The sequence below is a fragment of the Hungatella effluvii genome (assembly GCF_003201875.1).
Taxonomy (GTDB): domain Bacteria; phylum Bacillota; class Clostridia; order Lachnospirales; family Lachnospiraceae; genus Hungatella; species Hungatella effluvii.
The window spans coordinates 89,974-111,192 of record NZ_QJKD01000001.1; the positions used below are offsets into that span (position 1 = coordinate 89,974).

Genomic DNA, 21,219 nt, shown 5'->3' on the forward strand with positions numbered 1-21,219 from the left:
ATGTTTTCATTATAAACATTTGCTTTACTGATGTAAAGTTTCGTGGTATATTTTGTAGGAACTGTTACGAACTATTTTGAAAACAAAAGAATATAAGAATTGAAGGTTATAAAAATGAATACGAATACGATTCAATGGAAAAATGGGTTAAAAGACGGAATCCCCATCTGTCTCGGATACTTTGCGGTGTCCTTTACCTTTGGCATTATGGCTTCCGGCGCCGGTCTTTCCCCCTGGCAGGCAGTCATCATGTCCTTTACAAACCTGACATCGGCGGGGCAATTTGCGGCGCTGGGAATCATTGCGGCGAAGGCGCCGTTTATGGAAATGGCCGTGGCACAATTTATCATAAATCTGCGATATTGCCTTATGTCCTGCTCTCTTTCCCAGAAGCTGGACGAAAAGACGCCATTTTTTCACCGTTTCCTGATCGGATACGGTGTTACCGACGAAATTTTCGGAGTCTCCGTGTGCAGGCCTGGAAGGCTGAGTCCATTTTTCAGCTACGGCCTGATTGCCGTCGCAGTACCGGGCTGGACTCTGGGTACTCTTCTCGGTGCGGTTTCCGGAGATTTCCTGCCCCCTCGTATTTTGAGTGCACTAAACGTAGCCCTGTATGGCATGTTTCTTGCAGTTATTATCCCTCCCGCTAAGGGAAACCGGATTTTATCAGGGGTTATCGTGGTATCCATGGTCTGCAGTCTGATCTTTGCAGCAACACCGGTATTGAATACCATTTCATCGGGATTTAAAATTATTATTCTGACACTGCTGATTGCAGGGGCGGCCGCATATTTATTCCCGGTAAAAGAGACAGGGGAGGAACAGCATGAATAACCGTATCTATTTATACATAGTCGTCATGGCGGGAGTCACTTATCTGATCCGCGTTCTCCCCCTGACCCTGATAAGAAAAGAAATTAAAAACACTTATATCCGCTCATTTTTATACTACGTGCCGTATGTGACGCTGTCTGTCATGACGTTTCCGGCAATCTTAACCGCCACGGCAAGTGTCTGGTCGGCTGTGATTGCCCTCATGATTGCTATTTTCCTGGCTTACAGAGGAAAAAGCCTTTTTGTCGTATCACTGGCTGCATGTGCGGCTGTATTTCTGACTGAATTATTCCTGTAGGGATCGTTTGGGGCAGAGATCGTTTTCACATCAAACAGTCTCATAATTTCAAACAGAAGAGCAAGTGGATTTCTGTTTGAAACCATGAGGCTGTTTTTATCATTCTGCCATTTTATTATGAATAGTCTTCAAGATCAACCATTCCATTTAATATAATTTCTTTCATGAATTCCTGCATCTGATATTCATGATCAAAAGTAACTTTCCTCTCTTCCGCCATTCTTTCCCTGTCCTCTGAACAGCCATTAGATTTCCTGGAATCTTCCGGAAAAAGTATCAGATACGGCTTCCCGGACACTGGATCAATCTCTTTTTGTATTTTGTGTATGGAGAAAACATACTCTCCTCTTTTCTCCAAAGAGACCTTCATATAACTGATTTCACTCATATTCAAACACCAGGCGGGCTCTTTTAAATAAGCGTATTCTTCTTCCAGGAAAACAGGATGGCTCCTGTCTTCTGAGGCCAAAAATTCAAATACCAGTTTCATCGTCCCACTAGGTATCCGCGTTTTCGAAGACAGAAGAGATAACTGGCGAAACGTAACGGAGGCGCTGGTTAGAAATGTGTCATCCACACATTGATTATGACAAATAGAATGAATTTCCTTCCGTATGGATGGGGTTCTCAAAAGGGAGGCGATGGGGATATTCTTTCGTTCCAGAATTGGACGTTCCTGCATAATAGTGCTCCTCTCCTCGTTTACACGAAAGTTATCTTGGTTCGTAAATAAGATCCGTTATGCCGTTATATAATTGGGTTTTGATGCATTTTAATTTAATTTCCCCGTCTGCAGGCGCCCCCACCGGACTCGCTGTCCGCGGAAATAAAGGAAGGCCGGAGCCTAAAATAGTTGGTATGACGGAGATATGGTATCGGTCAATCCTATTTTCCCTTATCAGAGGCTGAATTATGTTCGCCCCGCCGCAAATCCAGATACCTTTTCCATCTTCCTGTTTCAGTGCGGTTACCAGACTGCAGACCTCTTCCTTCGTAAACTTTATTTCTTCCGTTGAAACCATGGTCCGGTGAGTCACAACATGGGTTGTCAGCCCACGGTATATCCATTCATCAGGTGACAGCTCAGTTGTCACCTGATGATACGTGTTCCAGCCCATGACGACTGTGTCAATGTCTTTGATGAACTCATGATAGCTTTCCATATCGTCATAATCCGGTTCCTGACCGGCCAGCCAGTCTACGCTGCCGTTTTTATCCGCAATATAGCCGTCTAAGCTCATGGCGATGAATAGGGTTACTTTTCGCATAGGGTACCTCCGTGGGTGGATGTTTTTGATGTCTTGTTTGATAATATAGTATACTAATTTTTATATTTTATCAAATACTTTACTCAATACAATCGTTAATTCATCGAAAAGCGGAGCCCCTTCGGCCTCCGCTATCCAAAACTTTATTCTCTACATGCAACAATAAGATAATCGTGATTATAACGCAGTTGTCTGAAAAAGGTGATTCCGTCCCGTACAGAGTATGCAGGAGTCAATGCCCAGCGTTTTTCCAGATCCACTCCATAGACACGATAACCACTTAAATCGGCATCGACACTCATCGGCCATGAAAACGGCATATAGATAACAAGTTTGCTCTGATCATCATTTGCCGCGCACACAATCTCCTCACAGGGATTGTTGTGTATCAGATCAGATGCTGGTTTCAAATCATAAAGCCCGATCATATCTGCAGCCAGTTTTGCAAATCCCATGTCGTAGGCTCCCGGCAGGCGTAAGTCATCTCGCCAGTCATTTACCAACCCCAAGTCTCCTCTTTCACTGCAAAAATTCTGATTCTGTCTCCATAGCCACACACCTCCAGCACCATAGGTAAATCCTGCGTTCGCTCCGCTCAACACTCCCTGCCAGAAAGCTCTCCGTATCCATCTCTCATCAAACCTGCCCTGTGACCGGTCGAAGTATATATTTGCTTCATAACTGGTCTCACTGTTGTATATGGGACGTGAGACCGGATAGGAACGGATATCCTGTGCCAGCGTACGGTTTAGCTGTGGCTCCGAGTATACATGTCCCGGCTGATACATATAAAAATCCAGTTCCGGAGCCTCTATCAGCTGTGCAGGCAGTACTACCTTGGGCGCAATATGCAGCGTCGTAAGACAGTCCGGCGCCAGATTCTTTGTGACCTGCAACGCTTTGTGATAAAACGCCACAGTTTCAGGGTTGGCTCCCATCTGATCCTGAACCGTATCATAATGAACCACGTCCTCGGATAGATTTACATCACCGCTTACCAGAAATACAGGATTGTATTCCCGCAGTCTCGGGATCACGTACTGTAAGAAATGCTCCATCTCAGCTATTGTCATAGGCTGATAATATGGTTTTTCCTCCACGTTTGTACGACCTGCGTCCCTGATCCCCTGCCAGGTACCCTGAACGAAATTCCCCCACAGAAGTACAATCATGGGCTGCATCTCTCGTGCTGCCATCTCGTCGAGATACTGGCATACATGGTCAAAATACTCTGTCCGGATGCAGGAATAGTCAAAACGGCCTTCACTCGTAACTGTAAATGGATGAATCCATTGACGTGGTGTGCAGGAATGGCGCTGCGGCAGCAGATTCATCTGTACCGCATTAAAATTCTGCTCCCTGCGAAAATCAAGATACTCACGCCATTCTTCCAAATCCGGATGGGTAAACGCACTCCAGTTTGTATCTGCCATCAGAAACAGCGGCTTACCGTCCTTCATAAAATAATGTTTATCCGGTGATATTGTAAGTTTCATATTAATTCTCTCCCCAATTATTCTCTTCGCTCCAGCCTTCCTTTTTCACGTAATTATCTTTTGCTTTTACAAGATCCTCCTGAAGAACCTGAGTATACTCCTCCAGACTCATCTTGTCCTGTAAATACAGCTGTCCATACATAACGGAATCATCAAAGAACTGCTTGTCAAAATAAGTCTCATACAATTTTAAAGGCGATACGTCATTTTTAAACTGCAGGGCCTGCAGCATAGGATTTTCACTGTTGACTTCTACATTTTTTACCGGAGTAACGCCCCACAGCTCATTTACGTAAAGGCTGGAATCCTCCTGGCCTGTCTTGAATTTCAGGAAATCCATGGCCGCCAGCAGCTGATCCCCTGTGGTTGTGGTCGGTATACAGATATTTCCCTGGGGTGCCCCTCCAATTTCATATGCAACCCCGGAAGAATCCGGATGGCTCTCTGTCCCGAGGGTCGGAAATTCTGTTATTCCAATCTCAAAGGACAAATCAGGATTACTGGCCATGATTTTTGCATAGGATCCGACCGAAAAGGTCATGGCAATCTCTCCCCGCATGAACTGTTCCAGAGCCTCATTATTATCCATAGCGGTGTAACCCGGATACCAATACTGCGAAAATTCCTTAATCAGCGGGTAAATATCCTTCCACGGCTTCTGTGTAATGTCAATGACTCCCTGGTCTACACCGCGGGCTATTTCATTGACTTCGATCAGTCCGGTTCCGTTAATATCCAGATCTTCGATAAACCGGGTAGCCAGCGGATCCATCATGAGACGTTCAAACCAGTGGTAACCACCACCTTCCGAAACCTTCATACCGACTACCATTGGAGTAATGCCTGCTCCCTGCAGCACCTTACACGTTTCCAATAACTCAGCAAATGTGGACGGCATCGTATCAATTCCTGCTTTTGCCATCAGATCCTTATTGTAAAACAGCTTGCAAAGAACCCCATTGGTTGGTACACTGGCGTATTTTCCGTTAGTAGGATCCATCACCTGCGCCATTACCGACTCCTGAAATGTGCTCATCCAGTTCAGATTATTGTTGTAAGGGTTGGTTTCCTGATTCAGATAATCGGTCAGATCAATCACAGAACCATCGCGCAGATACTGCTGCCCCCAGGTATGACGAACCAGGAACAGATCCGGAGCGGTGCCCCCCATCAACTGGGTCTGCAGCCACGTCTGATACTGGTCGCTGGCAATGTATTCGTATTCAATCGTAATATTAGGCTGGTATTTTTTATATAGCTCCAGCGATTTTTTCAGGTATTCCTGTCCTTCCGTACTGTTATGTTCCCAGGTTGCCCACTTAAGTGTAATGGGCTTATCCGGATGCCAGTTTCCATCCGCCTGGCCTGTATTTACCGCCTCCTGTGTCGTTTCTGGTGATGCCTGGCTGTTTTCCGTCTTTTCTCCGCATCCGGTTAAGGCGGTCAGCGTAAGTGCTGCCACTGTCATTGCTAAAAATTTCTTCCCCATTTTCATTATAATTTATCCTCCTTAAAATAATAAACACTTTATCATGCTTTCACTGCCCCTGCAGTCAGCCCTTCCACAAACGGTTTTGTTGCAACTGTAAAGATGAGAAGCAGCGGGATCGATGCAATTACGTATGCTGCAAAACTGACGCCCGGCATCTGATAGGTACTGGCTATCACCTTTGATACCTGCAAAATTACCGGACGCACCTTCTCGGCATTGGCTGATACCAGCGGCCATATGTAGTTATTCCAGCTGGAAATCAACGTTGTAATACATACAGTAGCCAGAATTGGTTTGCTGAGCGGCAATGCTATGTAATAGAAAATTTTAAAATCACCGGCGCCCTCAATCGTAGCCATTTCAAACAGGCTCTGCGGCAGGGATTCCATATGTGTCGTGATCAGGAATGTAGATAATATCGCAAAGGCCGAGGAAGGCGGCAGTATCTGCACTGCATAAGTATTTAATAAATGCATTTTCTGTGAAATAATAAACTGAGGAATCAATATGAGGAAATATGGCACCATCATCATCATCATCATAACCATGAATAATAAGTTTTTCCCCTTAAACTGGAATCGCGCAAAGGCATAGCCAGCCAGCGCAGAAATAATCAGGGTAAGAATTACGTTACCTGCTGTTACAATCAATGAGTTTATAATGCTTTTGTATATTTGTCCAAAAGCAATGGTATAATGTTCAAAATGCAGCGGCAGACTGAAAAAATAGAGATTCTGATAAATCTGTATATTCGTTTTCAGGGAAGATACCACCATAACAAATAAAGGATAAATAGTAAGAAAAAGTATAAAAACCAGTGTGCCATGCACAAGCAATCGATTTATGTGTCTTTTTTTCATGAGACTTTCTCCCTCCCTATTGACTGTCAACGCCTTTAATATACTTCATATTAAAGGCGGTAACACCTAATGTAAACAGAAACAGTACCGTTCCCATGGCACATGCATATCCCATGTTATAATATGAAAATGTCTCATTATACATATGTAATGCCGGCACCATGGTGGAATCCCCCGGTCCTCCGTTTGTCATGATAAGGACGTGTTCAAATGCCTGGAATGTCGATATGATTGTAGTTATTATCAGATAGCGGAACTGTCCTGTCAGCAGTGGAATATCGATGTAAAAGAGCCTGCTTACCGGACCAATACCGTCAATTCTGGTCGCCTCATAAATGCTGGTATCAATACTTTGCAGTCCTGCCAGAAAGATCAGAAACTGAATTCCTGCTACCCATGGAAACTGGTAGAAGATCAGAGCCCCCAAAGCCGTCGCCTGCTCCCCAAGCCAGGAGTGCATAAAATTTTCAAGCCCCAGTGTCGATAGTATACCGTTAAGAAGCCCATTGTAATCGTAAATCCAGCGCCATAACAGAATCATCACCACACCAGGTACCACCATGGGAATGATGAGCAGATATTTATATAAGTTGCTGGAAAACTGACGCTTCACACTCATTACCAGCTCTGCTACCAGAAGCGGAACAGTCACTACTTTAAGTACAGACGTTACCAATAATATAAGAAGGTTCACCAGCGATTTTCCAAACGTTGCATCGGTAAGTAGCGCTATATAGTTCTGGATTCCGATAAACACCGATATCCGTCCGCCGTCCCATTCAAAAAATGACCGATAGATCGCATAAACCGAAGAATACAGTTTGAAAACTCCAAGAAGAATAAAGAGTGGCAAAATATACAGGTATGGTTGCATCTTTCGCATAACTCCAGTCGTTCCCAGCCTTCTCCGTCCTGTTTTTTTTGTATCCATATCCGTCTCCCCCTGTCAGTTTTTAGAACCGTCGTGTCCGTCTGTGCCTGGCAACGCTGGATCATCCGGTTTTTCTGCAATTATTTCTTTTACATATGCAGTCAGGCTTCCCGGCTTTGCATATTTTTGAAAACAGCTGCAAAACCACTCCCCTTCCAGTGCGGTTCTCACCATTTCCGGATCCAATGCCTTCAAAATATCCACAGGTTCCTTACACAATAAATCCTTTACCTGATTAAAAACTGTACCGTTTTTACTCTGAATATCCCTCATTTCCACGGGGTAGCCGCCCCCGCCCTCACAGGAAAACAGCTTATCAAAGATATCCTCCAATTTCAGTTCCGCAGCCCATCCAAAGTCCTTGGCAAAAGGCAGTGCAACCGCGTTTCCATTATTAATCTGTGTAAACAGATATGCATCTGACGGGTCTGTAATATAACCGCAGTTTACACCCGGATAACTGTTTAAAGACATACAGGCCCCCTGTCCGGAACCGCATCCTGTAATTACAAAATCGACCGTCCCTGTATTAAGAAGTACAAATGCCTGGATGCCCAGATGGATATAGTTTAGCACCGGCTGATCATTGTCTGTTCTCATCCCCGTATTGAACCACTCCACATGATATTTTGCAGCACTTTTTTCCAGGGCTCGTAAAATCAATGCATTTTTACTTGCCTGACTGAATTCATTCATCAACGCCACTCTCATAATTTATCCCCCTGTCACGACTGCCTGTTACTCCATATAATTTTTCTACGGTCTCTTTTATTGATTTTTTATCTAATCCATACAATGCTCTGTTGCAGCCGATTGGATTTCCCTGAGGATAACAGTCCGGTATTCCAATACATTTTAACCGGATTCCCAGTCCCAACTCTGCCGCGGCCTGTCCGACCGCGCTTCCCAGGCCTCCATAAACATTGTGCTCCTCAACGGTTATAAAAACAGAGTGATTTTCCGATAACCGCCTTAATAAATCACAGTCCATCGGTTTAATGGTCGCCATATCCACCACCGTAATGACAGGACCGCCCTGCTGCAGAAGTTCTTTTCCTGCCGCCATCGCTTCTGACACTGCCTCACCAATGGCGATAACTGCAATATCCCTTCCTTCCGTCAATACCTTTCCTTTTCCAATCACAGCCTCGTAGCTTTCATCATATAAATTCGGAAGCGGATTCCTGTCCAGCCGGACATAAGCCGGTCCCTTGATGCCGGAAAGCAATTCTATAAATTTGGCGGCAGAAACTGCATCTGCCGGAGCAATCATGATACTTTCCGGCATGGCCCGAATCACCCCGATATCTTCCAGGGAAAAATGCGTTGATCCTGCCTGCCCTGCGCTCATGCCGCAATGCGTCCCTATAATCTTTACATTTGCCTGGTTATAGAATACATCCGTACGGATTTGTTCACAGGCCCTCAGACTGGAAAAGACAGAAAACGTATGGACAAATGGCTTAAATCCTTCATGCGCCAGCCCTGCTGCAATGGATACCATGTTTTGCTCCGCAATACCGACATTTATAAATCTGTCCGGAAAGCGTTTCTCGATTCTTTTAAGCTTACAGGATTCTGCCAGATCCGCCGTTATTATAATAATCTGTTCATCATTCTCCATTAACTGTTCCAGCTTTCCTGCCGATGCCTCCAGCTGCGAAAATAAAGAGACTTTTTCTTTCACCTGCATGTTCTGCTACACCTCCTAAAATGCAAACATTTCATTGAGTGCCTCTCTGGTTCCTGATATGTAATGACAGGCTCCTGTTCCCTCAACTTCCCTAATCAGTCCATGGCCTTTTATCGTATGAGCGATAACCGCATAAGGCCCATCCCCTTCTTTCCTGAGGCGTAAAAACAACTGATTCATCTTCTCTGCATCATGACCGTTGGTTTCCTCTACCTTGAAACCAAAACTGCTCCATTTGCTGTCAAACGGTTCCATCTGAACCATCTGCTCCACCGGACCATCGCATCCGATTCCATTTTGGTCAATAATAGCAACCAAACGTTTTAATTTCTTCTGGCAGGCATACATGGCGGCCTCCCACACACTGCCCTCACAGCATTCACTGTCACCCAGAATACAGTATGTGAAATATTCCTGCCCCTTCATCTGTCCTGCCAAAGCCATACCCACTGCAAGGGAAAGGCCATGCCCCAGTGAACCGGTACACATTTCCACTCCAGGAACCAGATGCGCATCCGGATGGTTCATGAGACGGCTTCCCGCCGCTCCGAAGCTGGCAAGCTCTTCAAATGGAATAAATCCGCTGGCCGCCAACGCCGCGTAGAGAGCAATTCCGGAATGCCCCTTTGATAAAATAAGCCGGTCCCTCCCCTCCCACTCCGGATTTGAAGAATCATACTTCATAACTGTGCCATACAGGCTCGCAAGAATATCTGAGACAGAAAGACTTCCCCCCGCGTGCCCGCCTCCTGAAGAACACACGGCCAATTTTATTCCGTTCTTTATTTGCTGTGTTAATTCCATAATCATTCCTCCGTTTTTTGTTCCATGATCCTATTCAATTCGCCTCGGCGAATTGGTGTGAGCGGCCATCATACTTGCATGACATAATACCTTTGGGCGTTCTGCACATCCGCCGGAGGCTTCAACATTTCCGCTTCTGAATGTTGACATTTCGTCGAACATATCGGCAGTTGTTTTCTCGCCCTAACTGAATTAAACCATACTTGACTGCTTAAAGTCAACCACTTTTGTTCCTTTTTTGTTCCTTTTTTGTTATTTTTGTCATATTATACAATCTTTTTGTTCCTGTTTTGTTTATATTTTTGTTCCTGTTCTGGAATAATTGTATTGACTTTTCCCCCTGCTTCATCTAAGATAAATAACATGAATAAGAATGATTTAATAACCCAGGAAAAATTAATTTTACAGCAGATTTATATGGATGAGCTTGAAGTAGGCGATACAATTCCCTCTGTACGTGAACTCCAATCCCGTCTCTGTTTGTCGCGCAATTCTGTTCTGACGGCAATTCAGTCTCTGAATGAAAAGGGGATCATAAAAAAAGGGATGTCTCCCCGTCAGGGATACCGGCTCTGTGAAAAACCAATCGGGGTAAACAGCAAATACAATCGGGGTCAGGAACTGTCGGTCCAGTACTTGCTTCCTTTTACTACCTGGAATTACACGATCAACAAATATCTGTCTAATTTCGAAAGCATATTTTCAAGACACGGAATCAATTTAATCTTCAGTAATACCCATAATTCCGTGGAAGAGGAAGGCCGTCTGCTGGAAACGATCTACTCCAAGCCGGCTTCTCTGCGTCCTGATTTTCTATTTTTAACTACCTGTGACAGTACTGAGAATCCCAACCTGGCGATGCTTCAAAAAATGAATGAAGAACTGCCCTGTATTCTGATCGACCGGTATTTTCATGGCCGGAATTTTCACTATATCGGTGTAAGCAACAACTATATTGGAAGCCGGACCGCTGAATATTTACTGCAAAATGGCCATGAGCACATTGCTTACATCAAAGCCTATGGGAAGATTTCTACTATTCATGACAGATTTTCCTCCTTCCAGACTGCTTTGGATCTTTCTTCGATACCATTGGAAAAGCAGAACATCTTCTCGCTGACTAACGCCAACGTCGGATCAATTGCAGATATTCAGGGGGAAATCGACCGTATAGGCGCCAAAATTTTATCGCTCACCCCGCGTCCAACAGCTGTTGTATGCAGTTTTGACCGTATTGCAGTTGCTCTGATTAATTTTTTCGTCAAAAACAGCGTACGTGTACCAAAGGACATCTGTGTGATCGGCTGTGACAATGACGTTGATGTAGGAGCCATGTCCCCGCTCTCCCTGACCACGTTCCGCCATCCTTACCGTGAGTGCGCACGCGAGGCAATCGCACGTATGGAAGCTGTAAAAAATAATCAAAAGGCTCCGCCGCACGCGGTGGAATTTTTTTCAGATTTTATCATAGGAGAATCTACGTAAAACAAAAAGCAGGATATGGCTGCCGAATTACATACGCCATATCCTGCTTTTGTTTCATTACACTATAACACCGTTCAAATAAAGAATCCGCCAAGCATGGCACGCTGTCCCTCGAAGGGTTTTCATTTCATAGGACAAACATTCCTATAAAGTGAAAAAATAATCAATCTGCGCTTCTCCTTCCGTATATAAATAAGAGCCATACATCGGTATCGTGCAGCACATGACCCGTCTCCCTCCTGGAACCAGGATCTGATAGCCGCTGTTCGACTTGACACAGGCAGGCCTCTTTGATTTTGCACCGAAAGAGATATACTTCGCCGTGGTCTTCAAATCAAGCCATTGCTGGTCGACCGCCCCTCTCGCCTTCAATACCTCTTTTTTGCTCCAGTCGAAATAGGTCCACGTCTGATTCCTGGCAGTGCCTGCAATCTGTCTTGGCAGTGAAGGATTTTCGCTGAGAAGAAGTATCTCTTTCTCAGTATAGAAAGAGATTCCGCCGTTTCTCTTGTCGATCCGCAAGAGCAGCTTTCCAAATTTCACCTCTACACGGCCTTTATCTTCCCTGTAATTCCATTTCAGCTTTGGTGTGGGCTCAATCTCTGCCGGTATCTCCGGAAGCTGGCCTAATGACTCCCCTGCAAAGCTGATTCGAACCGTGTTCTCGGATATCGGCGTGATCCGAAGAACTCCGCAGGCATTCGTCACCTCAACATAGCTTTTATTGCCGGTCACCCATCGTACTGCCAGATTTAATTTGGAATGGCCCAGCGGCCTTAAGCTGTTCGTACCAGGAATTACTCCAAATTCCGATTTCTCTGACTGGCTATTTGCAGCGCGTGCTTTTTCTGACCGCTTCTCTTCGATGGAATTCTGAACAACGATTCGCTTCGGTCCGATGCGGTTGCGCAGCTCCATCTCAAATTTTCCATGGGATACGCGTTCCAGTTCTATTTCCCTGTTGGTTTTGGGCTTCTCCTCACGCACCCGCCTGGCAGGCTGCTCCTGCCGCACGACTACGTACTTTCGTTTCTTCTCCTCTGATACGGTGGTACCAATCAAATCTGTCAATTTTCCGGAATAAAGCACCACCAATTCATGGAGCGCTCTCGTAGCCGCCACATACAGCAGTCTCGCAAAGCCATCCTCTGACGGATAATTCTCCTCACTGGCATTAAAAAGGAGAACTGCATCAAATTCCAGACCTTTTGCATATTCGATCGGCAGAACCATAACACCGCTTCCAAACTCTTCCGTTTCCGCATCAAACTCCCGAAGTTCTACTTTTTTCCGCAGCTCTTTCGTTAATTTGCTCACTTCCTCTTCGTCTCTGCAAATGACTGCAATCGTTTCATAGCCCTTCTTCTGCCATTCCAAAATGGTGCCCGCGGTCTCTGCAATCAGCCGTCCCTCATCCTCGCACCCCGTCGTTCGAACTTCTTTTCCGTGGCGGATAATCGGCTCAACCGGATAAATAGGAAAATTCCCATGCTGCAGAATATTCGTTGCGAAATTAGAGATTTCCACCGTGTTTCGATAACTTTTTCTCAGCAGCCCGAAATAATCAAATTCCCCTGGCAGCATGAGGCTCCTGAGTTCCTCCCAGTCTGTCAGTCCGTAATCAAAATAGATGTTCTGGGACACATCGCCCATGATGGTATACGTACATTTACTGAGGCAGTATTTTAATGCCCCATAGGCCATCATGCCAAAATCCTGCGCCTCATCGATAACCACATGGCTTGCTTCCTGGATGACCTCCGTCTCCTTGATTCGTTTATACAGATAAGCCAATGCGGCCAGATCATAGAGATCGAAGGAATTTCCAGGTGAAGGAATCCTGGTTCCTTTTTCCCTTTGCTCTGCCAGAAAACTGTCATACAACTCAAAAATGGAACCCTTCCACTCCCGTTTTCCGAAATAGGTCTGGTAATACTTCAGAAGTGCCTTCTGCTCTTCCGGCGGATACGTATAGTATCTTCCATATATCTCATTCTCCACCTTCGCCATGAGGTGCTCCGTCAGCTTGTCCAGCTTGTCAGGAAGCGACAGGTAATCAAACTTCTTAAGCAGCCCCTCAATGGAGCTTCGGGTCATCAGCAGGCGGTGTGTTTTCTCCGTATAGACGTCCTCCAACGGAATATAGCTCCACTCGTAGCGCCGGCAAAACGCTTCCAGATCATGAAACCAGGAAAAGCTGCCTTTTACGCAGGCTGTTTTATCTTCCCTCTCCAGTTTTTTAATCGTATATTTCCGCTCATCCCAGTCCTCATACAGAAGCCGCGTAAACAACTGCTCCATCGTCATCTGCGATACGCCGTAAACGTCCAGATCCGGTAAAATACCCGTGATATAGTTGAGGAGAATCCGGTTGCTTCCAATAATGTAGAAATCCTTTGGCTGAAATTCCAGATCGTAGTTGTACAAAATGTAGGAAATGCGGTGCATGGCCACAGTCGTCTTACCGGAACCGGCCCCGCCCTGTACAATGACATTATGCTGCGGCCTCTTACGAATGATCTCATTCTGCTCCTGTTGAATCGTTGCAATGATATCATTTAATACGGATCGTTTATTCCTGGCAAGGTATTTTGTCAGCAGATCATCATTGGCCACTACGTCCGAATCGTAAAAATCCTTCAGTTCATCGTTTTCGATTTCGTAGGTGCGCTTTCTGGAGAGATCGATCTCAAACGCCCCTTCTCCCTTTACCGAATACGTACACGCTCCAAGGGAACTTTCATAATAAACCGATGCGATCGGCGCCCTCCAGTCGATGACTACCAGTTCCGCGGAATTCTTTGTAATTGCTGCCTTTCCAATGTAGTAACATTCTTTCTTTAACAGACTGGCATCAGTAAAATCAATTCTTCCGAAATACGGCTTTTTTCTGCTTCGCTCCATGCGGAGCAGTTCCTGCCGGACCTGCTGGAATCTGGCGTCAGTATTGAACCACAGCGCCAGACCCTCTTTGTCCTCAACATCATAAATTTCCTTCAGTTCATGCAGTTCATCTGCTAAATTCTCAACAGAGGACCTCGCCTGATTTAAATTCCTGTCCGCGATGGCAAGAATTTCTGAAAGTGTATTTCTCTCATCCTCCAGGGTGACTCCCGGTATACTCTTTGTCTCTGTCTGATTTTTCTGTTTCATGCCCGTCTCCCTTCTTCTTTCTGCGCATATGCTGCAGTTCAGACGGCTCATCTTCTTGACCGAAAAATCTGGTCAAGAAGCATCGGATATTCATCCGATGTGAAAATTGGTGCATAAAGCAGCTTACAAGCAAGCTTGACGCTGCTTCCTGCACCAATTTTCCCGCCGTCTGAACTGTTACGTGCATATTACTATCTTAGCAAAAAAAAGAAAAAATGGTAGACTTGTAATAAAAAATTATGTATAATGGATAATGAAGTGTGCCCGGAGATCCGTCAGGGCATTTTTTTATTTCCAATCACACTCTCGAGTTTTTACCTTCTTTCAGCATTTTCGTTTAATCCATTATTTCGCTTCCACATATTCCACGCATCACGGCTGCATGAAATCAAACAGGCTCATCTGTTTCCCCATACCTGGATCACGCTGTTTTCCCGCATTTTCCCGCGTTGTCACTTCCTCTGGAATCGCTTTCAAAAACGGTGACGGTTCCTGCGATGTAATCAGGAGCAGTTCATCCTTGGCACGGGTCATACCAACATAGAACAGACGTCGCTCTTCGGCTTCATCGATATCCTGCTTACCGCTCTCCAGTGGAATCAGCCCTTTTCTGACTCCGCACATCAGAACCACTGGAAATTCCAGCCCCTTTGAGCCGTGCAGCGTCATGAGTGTCACGGAATCCGATGTATACGTTTTGCCTCCGCACCGTTTTATATCACTTTCCTGCCCAAAGGTCAGATTATCGAGGAATTCAGCCATATTTTTATAAAAAACAGACATGGAGGCCAGCTTTGCCACGCCCTCTTCTTCCTGCAGATTCATATCCGAGACCCAGGCCTCCAGAAGCTTCTGCGGCTTTTCCTTTTTCATCTTTTTCCGGTACTTTAAAGCCGCCGCATCGAAAATACTCCCGGACATTTCATCCTCCGGCAGCTTCCATAACAGCTTCAAGCTCAGCCGGCGCGCCGTCCGGTCCTCCGGGTTAAGAAGCGCTTTGAAAAAGCAGAGCGTTCCCCGCACAGCCGGTTCCATCAGGAAATCTTCCCTGCCGGCAACCACATAAGGAATTCCCTCTTTTTTCAGACAGGTCTCCAGAAGTTCCGCCTGTCTGTTGGTACGGTACAGCACGGCAATGTCCGAAAAACTTCTGGCTCTTAAGTCATCCCCCATTTCCAAATGCCCCTGCGCGTCCAGCATATCGATTCCGCCGATCAGGCGGTTAATCTCTTTTGCCACAAAGATATCCTCTGACATCTCCCCGGACGCCGTCACCAGGCGCACCGGAGTACCAGCCTGCCTCTGCGGAATCAGTCTTCGCTCCGGTCCATCGTTTTGTGAAATCACGCCGGAGGCCGCCTCCAGGATCTGCGGAGTGGAACGGTAATTCTGTTCCAGACAGATCGTGGTTATCTGAGGATAGTCCTCTCTCAGCTTTTCAAAACATCTGGCATCCGATCCCCGGAAAGAGTAGATCGCCTGATCCGGGTCTCCAATGACAAATAATTCTCTCCCACCCTTATTCCATTCCTGAATCAGCCGGTACTGAACAGGGCTGATATCCTGGAACTCGTCCACCAGCAGATAAGAGAATCCCTGGCGGAGCGTTTTGTTCTTCCCCTCCTCTTCGAATAGGTGAAGCGTTTCCAGAAGCAGATCATCGAAATCCAATATCCTCTGCTCCTTCAGCTTTCTCTGATACGCCTCGTAAGCCTCTGCCGGAACCGATTCCGCCTCTTTTTCCAGTCCGCATTTTCTCGCGGAAACCTGCCGCAGGAACTGTTTGGCCGGCAGGTTCAGCTCCCGGTCTGCAATGATCTCTTCTGCGGTATCCTTCATCTCCACTTCATCGGCCAGAGTAAACTCCATGCCTGATTTTTTTAGGATATCGTAGCAAATGGAATGAAAGGTTCCGATTCTCATGCGGCTTACGAATCGTTTTCCGCCTAACTGGCTTTCCAGGCGCTCCCGCATCTCCCTGGCCGCCTGATTGGTAAATGTAACGGCAGTCATTTCCGTCGGTTTTACCCCTCTTCCCTCCAGAAGATGGAAGGCATGGGACACCAGTGTCTTCGTCTTTCCCGTTCCAGGCCCTGCAGCCACATTGATGGTGCGCGAGATTGCTGTCACAGCGGCCTCCTGCTGCGGATTCAGGCCGGACGTAAGCTGATGAAAGGCCGCTTCGTCTCCGCCTGCGTCAACAGTTCCCCCTATACTCTGTTTCTCCCCTTGTTCTGATAAATGATCAGGAACCGCCACTGCAGCCGCAGCCGTCTCCATGCGTGACAATTCGGCCATCTCGATTCCCGTAAACAGGCTGAGCTGTCCGTCCATTCCGTCCAGTTCCACCTGATCGAATAAGCGTATGGTCCCGTATTCTCCGTCATAGCCCGGACGGCGTTCCACTTTTCCTTCACGCAGTCTGCGGATTCCCTCTGCCGTCAGGCGGCCGGAGACCTTTTGGATATCTTCAATCGGAAGCTCCCTGAGAATCGAAAATTCTGAGCCGAGTGCGGAAAGCATTTCATAATACTGATTTTCCACCTTCCGGCTGGCCGCTGAATGCCCGTTGGATGCGGCGATCACCTCCGGCAGCGGAACCAGGCTCTCAAATGCCTTCGCTCCCGGCAGCACGAAGCCTTCCTCCCGGTCCGCCAACTGCTCCACGCGGTGGGAAACGCCTATGGTCAGTTTTCTGCCGCAGACAGGGCATTTACCGGAGTATTTTTCCGCGTCCAGAGGGCTCAGGCAGAGATGGCATTTCCGGTGGCCGTCATAATGGTATTTCCCTTCTTCCGGGAAGAATTCGATGGTTCCCATCAGCCCCTCTCCCGTCTGTATCGCCGTTTGCAGCCCTTTATAGGACAATTCCATATCGAGTAAGTTCGCTTCCCGCCCCAGCTTTGCAGGGGAATGAGCGTCTGAATTGGACACCAGCTGATAGCCGTCCAGCGCCGAAAGCCGCCAGTTCATGGGCGGATCGGAGGAGAGTCCCGTTTCCATGGCGTGGATGTACGGAGTCAAATCTTCATAGCATTCTTCCACCGTGTCAAACCCTGAAAATGCTCCAAACAGGGAAAAATGCGGCGTCCAGATATGCGCCGGAATATAGATCGATTCAGAATTGAGTTCCAGCATAATTTCCAAAAGATCATGGCAGTCCAGACCCAGGATGGGACGCCCATCGGAATGAATGTTGCCGATCGTTTCCAGTTTTCTTGACAGACACTCGGCCGCCTCCAGCCCCGGAAGCAGAATCACACTGTGCACTTTCCGCACCCTGTCGTGTTTCTTGTAAATGGAACTGATCTCTCCTGTAATCACAAAGCGCGGCGCAGCTGCAGCACCTGCCGTTTCATCTTTGATCCGGTACTCCTCCTTCAGCACATAGAGCCCATCCTCCGCCGGCTCCAGCTTCTCCTCCAGCTCCTGACGCCATGCCGGATGGGTAAAGTCCCCGGTACCGACAATGGAAATCCCTTTTCTCCTGGCCCATAAATCCAGATATTCCGGTGTACAGTCTCTGCTCGTCGCCCGCGAATATCTGGAATGAATATGTAAATCCGCTATATACATAATTTTTCACCTGCTTTTTGTCAATATATGGTATATTATAGTCTTCTTTGGCAGACGGCGCAAGAAGGTTTCCGGGCAGGGACTCATAAATCCTCTTCATCACAATTTTTTCACATTTTCATCAAATAATCTTCACATTCATTGGGTATATTAATACTCGTAAACAAGGTAAACACCTTTTCAACATAAAACTTTTTTTCATACTCAAAGCCGGCAGGATCCCCCTCTTGCCGGCTTCCTCCCTTTTTACGGGAACTTTTAAAGAGATGCCAGGCCACCTGCATCTTCTGCAAATGGCCTGGCATCTCTTTATTTTTCAAACTCCAGATTCCACAAGGAATCCCGGCATTCATTCTTTATTCCAAATACTTCTTCACATACTGCCCCGTATAAGACACCGGATTTGCAGCTACTTCCTCCGGGGTTCCCTGGGCAATCACCGTACCGCCCTTGTCTCCCCCTTCCGGACCGATATCAATGATGTAATCCGCAGTCTTTATGACATCTAAATTATGCTCAATAACGACCACGGTATTGCCGCCTTCCGACAGCTTCCGCAGAATCTCGATCAGCTTATGGACGTCGGCGAAATGGAGTCCCGTCGTCGGCTCGTCCAGCAGATAGATGGTCTTGCCTGTCCCACGCTTGCTTAACTCCGTCGCCAGCTTGATACGCTGTGCCTCACCGCCGGAGAGCTCTGTGGAAGGCTGTCCCAGCCTGATATAGGAAAGTCCCACATCGTACAGGGTCGCTATCTTTCTCGAGATGGAAGGCACGTTCTCAAAGAACTTCAGCGCCTCTTCCACCGTCATATTCAGCACGTCATAAATACTCTTGCCTTTATACTTCACATCCAGCGTCTCACGATTGTACCGCTTTCCTCCGCAGACTTCACAGGGAACGTAAACGTCCGGCAGGAAATGCATCTCAATCTTAATGATACCGTCGCCGCTGCACGCCTCACACCGGCCGCCCTTCACATTAAAGCTGAAACGGCCTTTGGAATAGCCCTTTGCCTTCGCATCCGATGTCGATGCAAACAGATCACGGATCAGATCGAATACGCCGGTATATGTGGCCGGATTCGAACGCGGGGTTCTTCCGATCGGGGACTGGTCGATGGCGATGATCTTATCCAGCTGTTCCACTCCTTCAATGCACTTGTGCTTGCCTGGAATAGTCCTTGCCCGGTTTAACTTCTTCGCCAGCGATTTGTACAGAATCTCGTTCACCAGAGAACTCTTTCCCGAACCGGAGACACCGGTCACACACGTCATCACACCCAGAGGGAATGTGACGTCGATATTCTTTAAGTTATTCTCCTTCGCTCCGCGGACGGTCAGGTAGCCGGTCGGCTTTCTGCGCTCCTCCGGAACCGGAATCTTGATTCTGCCGCTTAAGTACGCGCCTGTGATGGAATCCTTGCACTTCATGATCTGGTTTGCCGTTCCGACGGCTACCACATTGCCGCCGTGCTCGCCTGCGCCCGGACCGATATCGATGATGCAGTCCGCCGCGCGCATGGTATCCTCATCATGCTCGACCACCAGCACACTGTTTCCCAGATCCTTCAAATGAAGCAGCGTTTTCAGCAGCTTGTCGTTATCTCTCTGATGAAGGCCGATACTCGGCTCATCCAGAATATAAGCCACGCCCACCAGGCCGGAGCCGATCTGGGTCGCCAGACGGATACGCTGTGCCTCGCCTCCCGATAAGCTGCCGGTGGCGCGGGTAAGGGTCAGATAATCGAGGCCGACGTCGATCAGGAACGTCACTCTGGCCCGGATCTCCTTTAAAATCAGGTCGCCGATGGAATGCTGCATCGGTGTCAGCACCAGCTGGTCTAAGAACTCCCGGAACTTGACGATCGACATATTGGTCGCTTCATAGATATTCTTATCTCCCACCGTAACCGCCAGAGACTCTTTTTTCAGTCTCATGCCGCGGCACGTCGGACACGGGGTAATCCGCATAAAGGTTTCATACTCCGCCTTGGATGCCTCGGAATACGTCTCGCGGTATCTGCGGGCCACGTTCTGAACCAGGCCTTCAAAGGCAACATCGTATACGCCTTCTCCACGCTGGCCCTTGTAGTGCACCTTGATCTCCTTTCCATTCGTTCCATTAATCAGGACGTCATGGATCTCCTTCGGATACTCCTCAAACGGGGTATCCAGGTCAAACTTGTATTCCCTGCTCAGCGCCTCTAAAATGGCGCGGGTAAAGCTTCCCTTATCGGTACAGGACTGCCATCCCAGCACGGTGATCGCCCCCTGATTGATGCTCAGGCTCTTGTCCGGAATCATCAGGTCTTCATCAAATTCCATCTTATATCCCAGTCCGAAACAGTCCGGACAGGCCCCGAAGGGATTATTGAAGGAAAAGCTTCTCGGCTCCACCTCGTCAATGCTGATTCCGCAGTCCGGGCAGGAAAAGCTCTGGCTGAAGGTAATCGGCTCGCCGTCAATCACATCCACGGTCATCAGCCCGTCGGAAAGCTCCATCACGGTCTCAATGGAATCGGCAAGACGCTTCTCAATCCCTTCCTTCACCACGAGACGGTCCACCACGATATCAATGTTGTGCTTGATGTTCTTCTCCAGCTTGATTTCCTCTGACAGCTCGTACATGCTGCCGTCGATGCGGATTCTGACGTAACCGCTTCTCCTGGCATGATCCAGAACCTTCGCATGTTCGCCTTTCCGGCCTCTTACCACAGGGGCAAGAAGCTGAATCTTCGTCTTCTCCGGCAGTCCCATGATGTGGTCCACCATCTGGTCCACCGTCTGCTTCTTAATCTCCCGTCCGCACTTCGGGCAATGGGGAATACCGATTCTCGCATAGAGAAGCCTCATGTAATCATAGATCTCTGTCACCGTTCCCACCGTAGAACGCGGGTTGCGGTTCGTGGACTTCTGATCGATGGAAATGGCGGGGGACAGCCCCTCGATGCTCTCCACATCCGGCTTCTCCATCTGCCCCAGGAACTGGCGGGCATAGGAAGACAGTGACTCCATATAACGCCTCTGCCCTTCCGCGTAAATCGTGTCAAACGCCAGAGAAGATTTGCCGGAACCACTGAGACCCGTTAATACCACCAGTTCGTTTCTTGGAATATCCAGAGAGATGTTTTTAAGATTGTGCTCATTGGCACCTCTGATTTTAATATACTGCTTTGCCATACATATGACTCCTGTCTGAAAGTATGAAATAAATAATCATTACTATATGATCTGTGCTGCTTCCAGCACTCATTCTAATGGTCTGCCATCTCATAATATCACAGCTTTTTCATTTTTGCAAACATTTGTTCGTGTTTTCCATGA

At 47.3% G+C, this 21,219-nt stretch carries 16 protein-coding genes; 3 read left to right on the forward strand and 13 right to left on the reverse strand.

Annotated elements, in window-relative coordinates:
- The first annotated feature begins 114 nt into the window (after positions 1-114).
- Both DFR60_RS00380 and DFR60_RS00385 read left to right on the forward strand, forming a co-directional pair.
- Positions 115-837 (forward strand): AzlC family ABC transporter permease, encoded by a 723-nt coding sequence (locus DFR60_RS00380; RefSeq protein ID WP_110321109.1) that lies wholly within the window; start codon positions 115-117, stop codon positions 835-837.
- Positions 830-1,135, forward strand: a complete 306-nt coding sequence (locus tag DFR60_RS00385) for an AzlD domain-containing protein (RefSeq protein WP_110321110.1) — start codon at positions 830-832, stop codon at positions 1,133-1,135. Before DFR60_RS00380 ends, DFR60_RS00385 begins: the two co-directional genes overlap by 8 nt.
- Before the next feature lie 115 nt (positions 1,136-1,250).
- Here DFR60_RS00385 and DFR60_RS00390 read toward each other — a convergent pair whose 3' ends face one another.
- The 9 genes from DFR60_RS00390 to DFR60_RS00430 form a co-directional block, all read right to left on the reverse strand.
- Complete coding sequence (locus DFR60_RS00390) at positions 1,251-1,625, reverse strand: hypothetical protein (protein ID WP_243004945.1); 375 nt, start codon at positions 1,623-1,625, stop codon at positions 1,251-1,253.
- 223 nt (positions 1,626-1,848) lie between these two features.
- Positions 1,849-2,403 (reverse strand): dihydrofolate reductase family protein, encoded by a 555-nt coding sequence (locus tag DFR60_RS00395; protein ID WP_110321112.1) that lies wholly within the window; start codon positions 2,401-2,403, stop codon positions 1,849-1,851.
- 143 nt (positions 2,404-2,546) lie between these two features.
- Positions 2,547-3,899, reverse strand: coding sequence for a glycoside hydrolase family 140 protein (locus tag DFR60_RS00400; RefSeq protein WP_110321113.1), 1,353 nt, complete (start codon positions 3,897-3,899; stop codon positions 2,547-2,549).
- A 1-nt stretch (position 3,900) separates the two neighbouring features.
- Positions 3,901-5,394, reverse strand: a complete 1,494-nt coding sequence (locus DFR60_RS00405; RefSeq protein WP_110321114.1) for an ABC transporter substrate-binding protein — start codon at positions 5,392-5,394, stop codon at positions 3,901-3,903.
- Positions 5,395-5,429: 35 nt separating this feature from the next.
- Entirely contained in the window at positions 5,430-6,041 is a 612-nt protein-coding gene (locus DFR60_RS00410) for a carbohydrate ABC transporter permease (protein WP_167437468.1), read from the reverse strand.
- A gap of 226 nt (positions 6,042-6,267) precedes the next feature.
- Positions 6,268-7,182 carry a carbohydrate ABC transporter permease gene (locus tag DFR60_RS00415; RefSeq protein WP_110321116.1) on the reverse strand — a complete coding sequence of 305 codons (915 nt, stop codon included), beginning with the start codon at positions 7,180-7,182 and terminating at the stop codon, positions 6,268-6,270.
- Between the two features lie 15 nt (positions 7,183-7,197).
- Entirely contained in the window at positions 7,198-7,893 is a 696-nt protein-coding gene (locus tag DFR60_RS00420; RefSeq protein ID WP_110321117.1) for an RpiB/LacA/LacB family sugar-phosphate isomerase, read from the reverse strand.
- Complete coding sequence (locus DFR60_RS00425) at positions 7,871-8,875, reverse strand: transketolase family protein (protein WP_110321118.1); 1,005 nt, start codon at positions 8,873-8,875, stop codon at positions 7,871-7,873. Before DFR60_RS00425 ends, DFR60_RS00420 begins: the two co-directional genes overlap by 23 nt.
- Positions 8,876-8,890: 15 nt before the next feature.
- Positions 8,891-9,679, reverse strand: a complete 789-nt coding sequence (locus tag DFR60_RS00430; protein ID WP_110321119.1) for a transketolase — start codon at positions 9,677-9,679, stop codon at positions 8,891-8,893.
- Between the two features lie 363 nt (positions 9,680-10,042).
- On the opposite strand from DFR60_RS00430, the gene DFR60_RS00435 reads away from it, so the two are divergent.
- Positions 10,043-11,164, forward strand: a complete 1,122-nt coding sequence (locus DFR60_RS00435; protein ID WP_110321120.1) for a substrate-binding domain-containing protein — start codon at positions 10,043-10,045, stop codon at positions 11,162-11,164.
- Positions 11,165-11,308: 144 nt separating this feature from the next.
- On the opposite strand, the gene DFR60_RS00440 is transcribed toward DFR60_RS00435, so the two are convergent.
- The 4 genes from DFR60_RS00440 to uvrA all read right to left on the reverse strand — a co-directional run bounded on the left by DFR60_RS00440 (position 11,309) and on the right by uvrA (position 21,075).
- Entirely contained in the window at positions 11,309-14,317 is a 3,009-nt protein-coding gene (locus tag DFR60_RS00440) for a 3'-5' exonuclease (protein WP_110321121.1), read from the reverse strand.
- A gap of 372 nt (positions 14,318-14,689) precedes the next feature.
- Positions 14,690-17,893: a UvrD-helicase domain-containing protein gene (locus DFR60_RS00445; protein ID WP_110321122.1), complete on the reverse strand. Its 3,204-nt coding sequence runs from the start codon at positions 17,891-17,893 to the stop codon at positions 14,690-14,692.
- A 110-nt stretch (positions 17,894-18,003) separates the two neighbouring features.
- A complete protein-coding gene (locus DFR60_RS00450; protein WP_110321123.1) occupies positions 18,004-18,246 on the reverse strand; it encodes a hypothetical protein in 243 nt (80 codons plus the stop codon).
- A gap of 3 nt (positions 18,247-18,249) precedes the next feature.
- On the reverse strand, positions 18,250-21,075 hold the full coding sequence (gene uvrA, locus DFR60_RS00455) for an excinuclease ABC subunit UvrA (protein WP_002600672.1): 2,826 nt from the start codon (positions 21,073-21,075) through the stop codon (positions 18,250-18,252).
- Positions 21,076-21,219 lie beyond the last annotated feature (144 nt).